This window comes from Citrobacter sp., from assembly GCF_050252275.1.
Lineage (GTDB): Bacteria > Pseudomonadota > Gammaproteobacteria > Enterobacterales > Enterobacteriaceae > Citrobacter_A > Citrobacter_A amalonaticus.
On record NZ_JBFWLF010000206.1, the window covers coordinates 1 to 8,280 of the forward strand.

The 8,280-nt window shown below is 56.4% G+C and carries 8 protein-coding genes; 4 read left to right on the forward strand and 4 right to left on the reverse strand.

The window, feature by feature from the left end:
* From AB7E14_RS16390 to AB7E14_RS16405, 4 genes are all read left to right on the forward strand, one after another.
* Positions 1–466, forward strand: a 466-nt coding sequence (locus AB7E14_RS16390; protein WP_428169679.1) for an MFS transporter, incomplete at its 5' end; no start/stop codon positions are given.
* A gap of 20 nt (positions 467–486) precedes the next feature.
* Positions 487–2,199 (forward strand): dihydroxy-acid dehydratase, encoded by a 1,713-nt coding sequence (gene ilvD / locus AB7E14_RS16395; RefSeq protein ID WP_316962840.1) that lies wholly within the window; start codon positions 487–489, stop codon positions 2,197–2,199.
* A complete protein-coding gene (locus tag AB7E14_RS16400) occupies positions 2,196–3,104 on the forward strand; it encodes a dihydrodipicolinate synthase family protein (RefSeq protein WP_316962841.1) in 909 nt (302 codons plus the stop codon). Before ilvD ends, AB7E14_RS16400 begins: the two co-directional genes overlap by 4 nt.
* Positions 3,105–3,113: 9 nt before the next feature.
* Positions 3,114–3,896, forward strand: a complete 783-nt coding sequence (locus AB7E14_RS16405) for an SDR family NAD(P)-dependent oxidoreductase (protein WP_044327545.1) — start codon at positions 3,114–3,116, stop codon at positions 3,894–3,896.
* 28 nt (positions 3,897–3,924) lie between these two features.
* Here the strand turns inward: AB7E14_RS16405 and ispH are convergent, their stop codons facing one another.
* The 4 genes from ispH to ileS all read right to left on the reverse strand — a co-directional run.
* Positions 3,925–4,875, reverse strand: a complete 951-nt coding sequence (gene ispH, locus AB7E14_RS16410; RefSeq protein ID WP_044327544.1) for a 4-hydroxy-3-methylbut-2-enyl diphosphate reductase — start codon at positions 4,873–4,875, stop codon at positions 3,925–3,927.
* 1 nt (position 4,876) lies between these two features.
* On the reverse strand, positions 4,877–5,326 hold the full coding sequence (gene fkpB, locus AB7E14_RS16415) for an FKBP-type peptidyl-prolyl cis-trans isomerase (protein WP_042998001.1): 450 nt from the start codon (positions 5,324–5,326) through the stop codon (positions 4,877–4,879).
* Positions 5,327–5,448: 122 nt separating this feature from the next.
* The gene (lspA, locus tag AB7E14_RS16420) at positions 5,449–5,937 is read right to left on the reverse strand and encodes a signal peptidase II (protein ID WP_042998002.1); all 489 of its coding nucleotides are present in this window, start codon (positions 5,935–5,937) and stop codon (positions 5,449–5,451) included.
* Positions 5,937–8,280: isoleucine--tRNA ligase (gene ileS / locus AB7E14_RS16425; RefSeq protein WP_428169680.1), on the reverse strand; the 2,344-nt coding region annotated here is incomplete at its 5' end. The genes ileS and lspA, both read right to left, overlap by 1 nt.

An 8,280-nucleotide genomic window follows, 5' to 3' on the forward strand; every position in this document is an offset into this window, starting at 1 on the left:
ATTTATGGTCTGGAACAGTCGCCACTCCGATCTTAAACAGGAACGCCGCTGGCACATCGCCATTCCAGCATTGATCGGCTGCGTGGGTCTGGCGCTCAGCGCCTATTGCAGCGGTTCCACCTTCTGGATGATGGCCTGGATCTGTCTTGCCATGTCCGGGACGCTGGCGCTTATTCCAACCTATATCAGCCTGCCGGGCGCGATGCTTTCCGGCACGGCCGCCGCCGCAGGTATCGCACTGGTGAACTCTGTCGGCAACCTCGCCGGATTCTTTGGTCCTACAGTGCTGGGCTGGCTGAAAGACACTACCGGCAGCACCGATGGCGGGCTGTACATTCTTGCCGGTTTCCTGCTACTCGTCGTGCCGCTGATCCTGCTGTTACCCGCCCGGCTTGCCAACCCAAAACGTCAGCCGCGCCCTGAACAATTCAATGGGCAGTGCGACGTTTCCCAACACACCAATTAATCATGATGAAAGAGAGTGCTATGAAGAGTGAATGTGGAGGATGTGCCAGTTGCGGCACGCATTTCAGCTCCATCCTCGAGGGTGATGACGGCGCGTTAAAGCGCGCCCTCTACAAATCCATGGGCCATACGGACGAACAACTGCGTCGTCCGGTGATTGCCGTGGTGAACAGCTACACCAATGCCACCGCCGGACATGCCAACCTTAATGAGCTGACGGCGAATGTGCTGAAAGGGATAGAAGAAGCAGGCGGCGTAGGGATGGTATTCGGCACTATCGCCCCCTGCGACGGTATTGCCGAAGGGCATCTGGGGATGCGCTATATTCTCGCGGCCCGGGAAGTGATCACTATGTCGATTGAGAGCATGATGCGCGCTCACCGCTTCGACGGCATGGTGTTGCTCGGCTCCTGCGACAAAATCGTTCCCGCCATGCTGATGGCCGCCGCGCGTCTGGATATTCCGGCCATTATGGTTAACGGTGGCCCAATGTACCCTGCAGAATACAAGGGCAAGCACTGGGACGGCAATATCGTCACGGAAGCCATCGGCTGGAAAAAACGCGGCGAAATCACCGAAGAAGAGTTTGCTCATATCGAAAATATCGCCGAGCCTGGCCCGGGTTCCTGCACCATGTACGGCACAGCGAACACCATGTGCTGTATCGCGGAAGTGCTGGGTATGAGCCTGCCGGGCAGCAGCACGTTGCCCGCCATTTCGCAGGAACGACGCGACTGTGCAGTAGAAACCGGAAAGCAGGCCGTGACCCTGGTGCGCGAAGAGATTAACGCGCGCCAGATAATCACGCCAGAATCCATTCATAACGCCATGGTCTATCTGCTGGCGACCGGCGGCTCCACCAACGCAATTCTCCATCTTCAGGCTATTCATTACGAAGCAGAGTTGGGGCACTTGCCTCTCTTCGCTTTTGACAAACTTAGCCATCAGGTGCCGCTGATCGCGTCGCTCTATCCGGCTTCGGAACATGACATGATCGATTTCTGGGAAGCGGGTGGCGTTCGCGCCGTTGAGCATGAAATTGCTGCGCTGATGAACCGCGATGCGCTGACCGTGGTCGGAAAAACCAAAGCAGAACTGTTGGCGGAAGGACACAAAACCACGCGTCCGGAAGTCATTCGTTCGCTGGCAATCCCGGTGCGCAGTGAAGCAGGCGTAGCCGTTCTGCATGGCAATCTGTCACCACTGGGCTGCGTAGTGAAACCCGCCGCCGTCCCTGAAAATTTGATGACCTTCCGTGGCCCGGCGGTAGTATTCAACAGCGAGCAGGAATCGGTCGACGCCATCATGTCAGGAAATATTCAGCCGGGCAGCGTGCTGGTGCTCCGCTACGAAGGCCCCAAAGGCGGGCCAGGCATGCCGGAAATGTATAAACCGATGAAGTGCCTCGAAGGAATGGGACTCTCAGATACGTGCGCGCTGATCACCGATGGACGTTTCTCGGGTTCTAACCGTGGTCTGTTCGTCGGCCATATTTCCCCGGAAGCCACGGAAGGCGGCGCACTGGGGTTGGTAGCGGATGGCGATGAAATCTCCATTGACATCCCAACACGTTTGCTCACTCTGCATGTTGATGAAGAGACTCTCACCCAACGCCGTGAAAACTGGAAGCCGGTCTATAAAGAAGTGCCACGCGGTTTTCTACGCCTTTATCGCCGCTGGGCGCTGCCCGCTGCACAGGGCGCGGTACTGGCCGACAGGGAGGAGATGGAATGAGTACGCAATACGCCGCCGCAGACATCATCGGCGTGAATCCTATTGTCGCCATGCCGTTTACACCGCAGGGCGAGATCGACGAACGCAGCTTTGTTCGCCTACTGGAACATCTCGCCACCAGCGGCGCGAATGGGGCAACGCTGTTTGGCATCGCCAGTGAATTTCCCAAGCTGGATGACAGCGAGCGTGATCGTCTGGCGCAACTGATGGTCGGCACCCTGGCGGGTAGTTCGCTGTATCGCGCCTTTTCCGTGACGGATCACAGTACAGAAATTGCTATCAAGCGGGCAAAGCGCTATCAGGCGCTGGGTGCCGATGCCCTGATGCTGCTGCCACCGTTTTTTCTCTCGCCCAGCCCTCAGGCGATTCAGGCACATATCTACGCGGTACTGGAAGCCGTTGATATTCCGGTGATGGTGCAATATGCGCCAGGCGAAACCGGGTTGCCGATTACGCCGGAACAGCTCGCCGCCGTGTCGGAACGTTATCCACATGCGGTATTTAAAATCGAGTGCAACCCACCTGTGGAATACACCCGCGAATTCCTGCGTCATGCGCCACAAGCCTGCGTTCTGAACGGCTATGCTGGTTTGTATATGTTGCAAATGCTGGACGCGGGCGGCAAAGGTGTGATGCCCGGCTGTTCGTTTACCGAGGTGTATGTGCAGATTTATCGCCACTGGCAAGCAGGCGAAGTTGAGCAGGCGCAGGCTTTGCACCAGCAACTGTTGCCGTTTATTCAGCGCTGGATGAGCCATTGCGAATACATCATTCAGGCGGAAAAAACGCTGCTGATGCAGCGCGGTATTATCGCCAGCGACTACTGTCGCCGTCCTGGCTGGGTGCTTGACACAGTCGATCGACAGGCGATTACCCAACTGATCCATGATTTTAACTTAGCGTAAGGGATAAACATGACCACGCAACATACGCCCCGCGTCGTGCTGGTAACCGGCACCAGCCAGGGCATCGGCGAAGCCATCGCTCGTACCTTTTTGCAACACGGTGATATCGTGATTGGCTGCGCATTTTCCTCTTTGGAGAAAGCCCCCGCCGCCCGTCAGATGCTGGAGGAATTTGCTGGCCGCTATCACTACTTTTCCGTCGATGTGACGCAAACGGCGGCAATCAAACAGTTCGTCATCGATGCGGAGAAGCTGTTTGGACGCATTGATATCGTGGTTTCCAATGCCGGGAAAAACGTGTTCAAAGGTATCGACTGTGAAGAGAGCGACTGGTCGCATAATCTGGATTTGAATCTGCGTTCGCACTGGTATCTGGCGAAATGCGCCCGCCCGGCGCTGCAAAAAAGCCGCGGTGTGATTCTGGTGATCACCTCCAATCACGCATTTTCCACCATGCCCGGCTGTGCGCCGTACAACATTACCAAGCGTGCACTGCTATCGTTAGTGCAAAGTCTGACTATCGAATGGGGACCGGCGATCCGCACCGTCGGTATCGCGCCGGGCTTTATTGATACCGCTGGCAATCAGGCGTGGTTTGACGGGCACCCAGATGCCCGAATTGCCCGGGAAAAAACGGTGAAGAAGCATCCGGTTGGACGCATCGGCAGGCCGGAAGAAGTGGGTGAACTGTGTCTGTTTTTAAGCAGCGAAAAAGCCGGATTTATTGCGGGCACTACTATCGTGATGGACGGGGGACGTAGCGCCATCATGCAGGATGAAGACGACGAATAGCAAAACGGGGAGCCAGGCTCCCCGCATTTTAATCAACCTGCTGAATGTCGAGTCGCAGCTCTTTTGGCACTTCGAAGACAATATTCTCTTCGCGGCCTTCCAGCGGAACCGCTTCGCCGCCGCCGAGTTCCTGTAGGCGAGCGATGACGTTTTGCACCAGAATATCCGGCGCTGACGCGCCTGCAGTCACGCCCACGCATTTCGCCTCTTTCACCCAGGCTTCCTGGATATCGGTCGCATCGTCAATCAGAAACGCCGCTTTCCCCATCCGCTGCGCCAGTTCAGCCAGACGGTTGGAGTTCGATGAGTTTTTTGAGCCCACCACCAGCACAACATCCGCCTGCTCCGCCAGCGCGCGCACCGCTTCCTGACGGTTGGTAGTGGCGTAGCAAATGTCATCTTTACGCGGTCCGACGATTTTCGGGAAGCGCTGACGCAGTGCGTCAATCACGTCTGAGGTATCGTCCACGGAGAGCGTGGTCTGGGTCATAAAGGAGAGCTTGCCTTCGTTTTTCACCTTGAGCGAAAAAACATCTTCCGGCGATTCCACCAGGTACATGCCCCCTGCCGGGTTGCTGTACTGCCCCATTGTGCCTTCCACTTCAGGGTGTCCGGCGTGACCAATCAGGATCGACTCTTCGCCACGACGACTGGCGCGCGCCACTTCCATATGCACTTTGGTTACCAGCGGACAGGTCGCATCAAAGACAGTGAGGTCACGGCCTTTCGCTTCGTTGCGCACCGCCTGAGAGACGCCGTGCGCGGAGAAGATCAGGATCGCGCCGTCTGGCACTTCGCTGATCTGCTCGATGAAAATCGCCCCGCGTTCGCGCAGGCTGTCGACCACGTAGCGGTTATGTACCACTTCATGACGAACGTAAATCGGCGCGCCGTAGATGGCCAGCGCGTTTTCAACAATGCTGATAGCGCGGTCTACACCAGCGCAAAAACCGCGCGGGTTGGCCAACAGGATCTGCATGTTACGCCTCCAGTGCCGGATCGACTTCCAGCACTTCAATATCAAAATGAACGGTATGCCCGGCCAGCGGATGGTTAAAATCGACGGTGATGGAGTCACCGTTGATTTCGCGGATCACACCAGGCATCTCACTGCCGTCCATTGCGGTAAAGAGCATAATAGCCCCGATTTCAGGTTCGCCGGCGTCCATAAATTCGCGGCGCGAGAAATACTGAATCAGGTCAGGCGTCGTGATGCCAAACGCGGCATCCGGCTCCAGGGAAAAAGTGGTTTTATCGCCGTCTTTCAGTCCGAGAAGATGTTGCTCCAGTCCTTCAGACAGAGAGCCATCCCCCAGGCGAAAAAGCGCGGGCTTGCCGTTATTACGGGTTGACTCTGCGGTGGAGCCATCGTCGAGTTTTAAGGTGAAGTGCACCAGCACCGCACTGTTACTCTGTACTGATTTAGACATGCAGGTTGCTCACTTGTTGTGACTCACCAGTTAGCCCGATGGCACTTGCACTTATCGGGCCTACAAGGATCGCGCTATTTTATAGGCCGGATAAGGCGATTACGCCACCATCCGGCACTGTATTACGCCTGCTTTTTCGGCAGGAATCCTTCCAGGACAATCATTGCGGCGCCGATACAGATCGCACTATCGGCGAGGTTAAACGTAGCAAAATGCCAGTCCCCGACGTAGAAATCGATCATATCGACCACGAAACCATGCCACAGGCGGTCGAACAGGTTCCCCAGCGCGCCGCCAATGATTAGCGCATACGCGATATTATTCAGCTTTTGCGTCGCGCTGGAGCGATACATCATCACCGCCAGAATGACACAGATACCGATCGCGATACCGGCAAAGAACCAGCGCTGCCAGCCGCCGCTATCGGCGAGGAAGCTAAATGCCGCACCATAGTTACGCGCATAATGCAGATTAAGCGACGGGAACAGCGGCACCGTATCCCCCAGAGCAAAATTCTGGAGGATCAGGTACTTGCTGCCCAAATCGATAATCAGCACGACTACCACCAGCCACAGCCAGCGTAGCCCTGTTGAACAAAGAGGCTTACTCATCAGGCAAACTTACGTTTTTCGCCATCACCGGCGATGTTGCTGACACAGCGTCCGCAAATTTCTGCGTGTTCCGCTACCTTGCCGACATCCGTCGTGTAATGCCAGCAACGCGGGCACTTATCACCTTCGGCTTTACTCAGGGCGATTTTCAGCCCTTTGAGCAGTTCGCTCTGCTGCGCATCTGCAGGAGCCCCGGCATAGTCAGCGACTTTCGCCCCGGAGGTCAACAGGACAAATCGTAATTCATCGCCCAGTGCGGTCAGCTTCGCAGCCAGTTCAGGTTCGGCGTACAGGGTGACTGCCGCTTCCAGAGAACCGCCCACTTTCTTATCCGCACGCGCCTGTTCGATCACTTTGTTCACTTCGCCACGCACTTTCAGCAGCTCGTCCCAGAAGCTATCGTTCATCGCTTCGCTGTCCGCCAGACCAAACAAGCCTTCGTACCACTCACCGGTGAAGACATACTGCTCACGAGAACCCGGCAGGTAGCCCCAGATTTCATCTGCGGTGAAGGACATGATCGGCGCCATCCAGCGTACCAGCGCTTCCGCGATATGGTACAGCGCGGTCTGACAGCTGCGACGCGCCCGGCTTTCCGCTTTCGCGGTGTACTGACGGTCTTTGATGATGTCGAGATAGAACGACCCCATTTCGACGGAGCAGAAACGCATCAGGCGCTGTACCACTTCGTGGAAATCGTAGGCTTCGTACGCTTTCAGAATATCTTCCTGCGCCGCTTTCGCGCAGCCCACCGCCCATCTGTCCAGTACCACCATCTCTTCCGGTTTCACCATGTCTTTAGCCGGATCAAACCCGTTCAGGTTCGCCAGCAGGAAGCGCGCGGTGTTACGGATACGACGATAGCTGTCGGCAGCACGTTTGAGGATCTCATCCGATACCGCCATTTCACCAGTGTAGTCGGTTGATGCCACCCACAGACGCAGAATGTCAGCGCCCAGTTTGTTCATCACATCCTGCGGCGAAACGGTGTTACCGATAGACTTGGACATCTTGCGGCCCTGACCATCGACGGTAAAACCGTGCGTCAGTACCTGGCGATACGGCGCTTTGCCTTTCATCGCGGTGGAGATCATCAGAGACGACATGAACCAACCACGATGCTGGTCGGAGCCTTCCAGATACATATCCGCAGCATGACCGGCGAACTCCGGGCGGACATCCACGACGGAGGAGTGCGTTGAACCAGAGTCAAACCAGACGTCCAGGGTATCCGGCACTTTCACGTACTGATCGGCTTCGTCACCCAGAATGTCTTTCGGGTCGAGATCCCACCAGGCCTGAATACCGTCAACTTCAACGCGTTTTGCTACTTCTTCCATCAGTTCGATGGCGCGCGGGTGCAGCTCTTCAGTGTCTTTGTGAACGAACAGAGACATCGGCACGCCCCAGGTACGCTGACGAGAAATACACCAGTCAGGACGGTTCGCTACCATCGATTCGATACGCGCCTGGCCCCAGTCCGGGATCCACTGCACGCCTTTGATCTCTTTCAGAGACTGCTCGCGCAGACCTTTCTGATCCATGCTGATGAACCACTGCGGGGTTGCACGGAAGATGATAGGTGATTTGTGACGCCAGCAGCACGGATAGCTGTGCTGCATTTTCTCAACGTGCAGCAGCGCGCCTTTTTCGGTCAGCAGCGCAACCACAATATCGTTCGCTTTAAAGACGTTCACACCGTCCAGTGTCGGATAAGTACCCGGCAGATAAGCACCGTCCGGACCTACCGGGTTAGCAACTTCCAGACCGTATTTCTGGCCGATGACATAGTCATCCGGACCATGGCCTGGCGCGGTATGTACCGCGCCAGTACCGGCATCCAGCGTCACGTGATCGCCGAGGATCGCCGGAACGTCGAAACCCATAAACGGATGGGTAAAGCGCAGCAGTTCAAGCTCCGCCCCTTTTACGGTGGCGAGAACGGTATAATCTGTCGCGCCAATGCGCTGCATCACACTTTCAACCAGATCTTTTGCCAGGATCACCGCCTGACCGTCGATTTGTACCAGCGCGTAGTCAAAGTCCGGCGCCACGGAAATCGCGCGGTTTGCCGGCAGCGTCCACGGTGTGGTGGTCCAGATGACCAACGAGATTGGCCCGTTGACATTCGCCACGCCAAATTTTGCCTTCACCGCGTCCTGATCCGCAGCAACAAAGGCCACGTCGATCGACGGAGAGGTTTTGTCGTAGTATTCCACTTCCGCTTCTGCCAGCGCAGAACGGCAGTCTACGCACCAGTGCACCGGTTTCGCGCCTTTATGCAGATGACCATTGCCGATGATTTTGCCCAGCGCGCGGATGATGTTGGCTTCCGTTTTGAAG

Bases quoted from the DNA above. Each gene is read 5' to 3' on its own strand.
- ilvD (WP_316962840.1), top strand. From the start codon at position 487: ATGAAGAGTGAATGTGGAGGATGTGCCAGTTGCGGCACGCATTTCAGC.
- AB7E14_RS16400 (WP_316962841.1), top strand. From the start codon at position 2,196: ATGAGTACGCAATACGCCGCCGCAGACATCATCGGCGTGAATCCTATT.
- AB7E14_RS16405 (WP_044327545.1), top strand. From the start codon at position 3,114: ATGACCACGCAACATACGCCCCGCGTCGTGCTGGTAACCGGCACCAGC.
- ispH (WP_044327544.1), bottom strand. From the start codon at position 4,875: ATGCAGATCCTGTTGGCCAACCCGCGCGGTTTTTGCGCTGGTGTAGAC.
- fkpB (WP_042998001.1), bottom strand. From the start codon at position 5,326: ATGTCTAAATCAGTACAGAGTAACAGTGCGGTGCTGGTGCACTTCACC.
- lspA (WP_042998002.1), bottom strand. From the start codon at position 5,937: ATGAGTAAGCCTCTTTGTTCAACAGGGCTACGCTGGCTGTGGCTGGTG.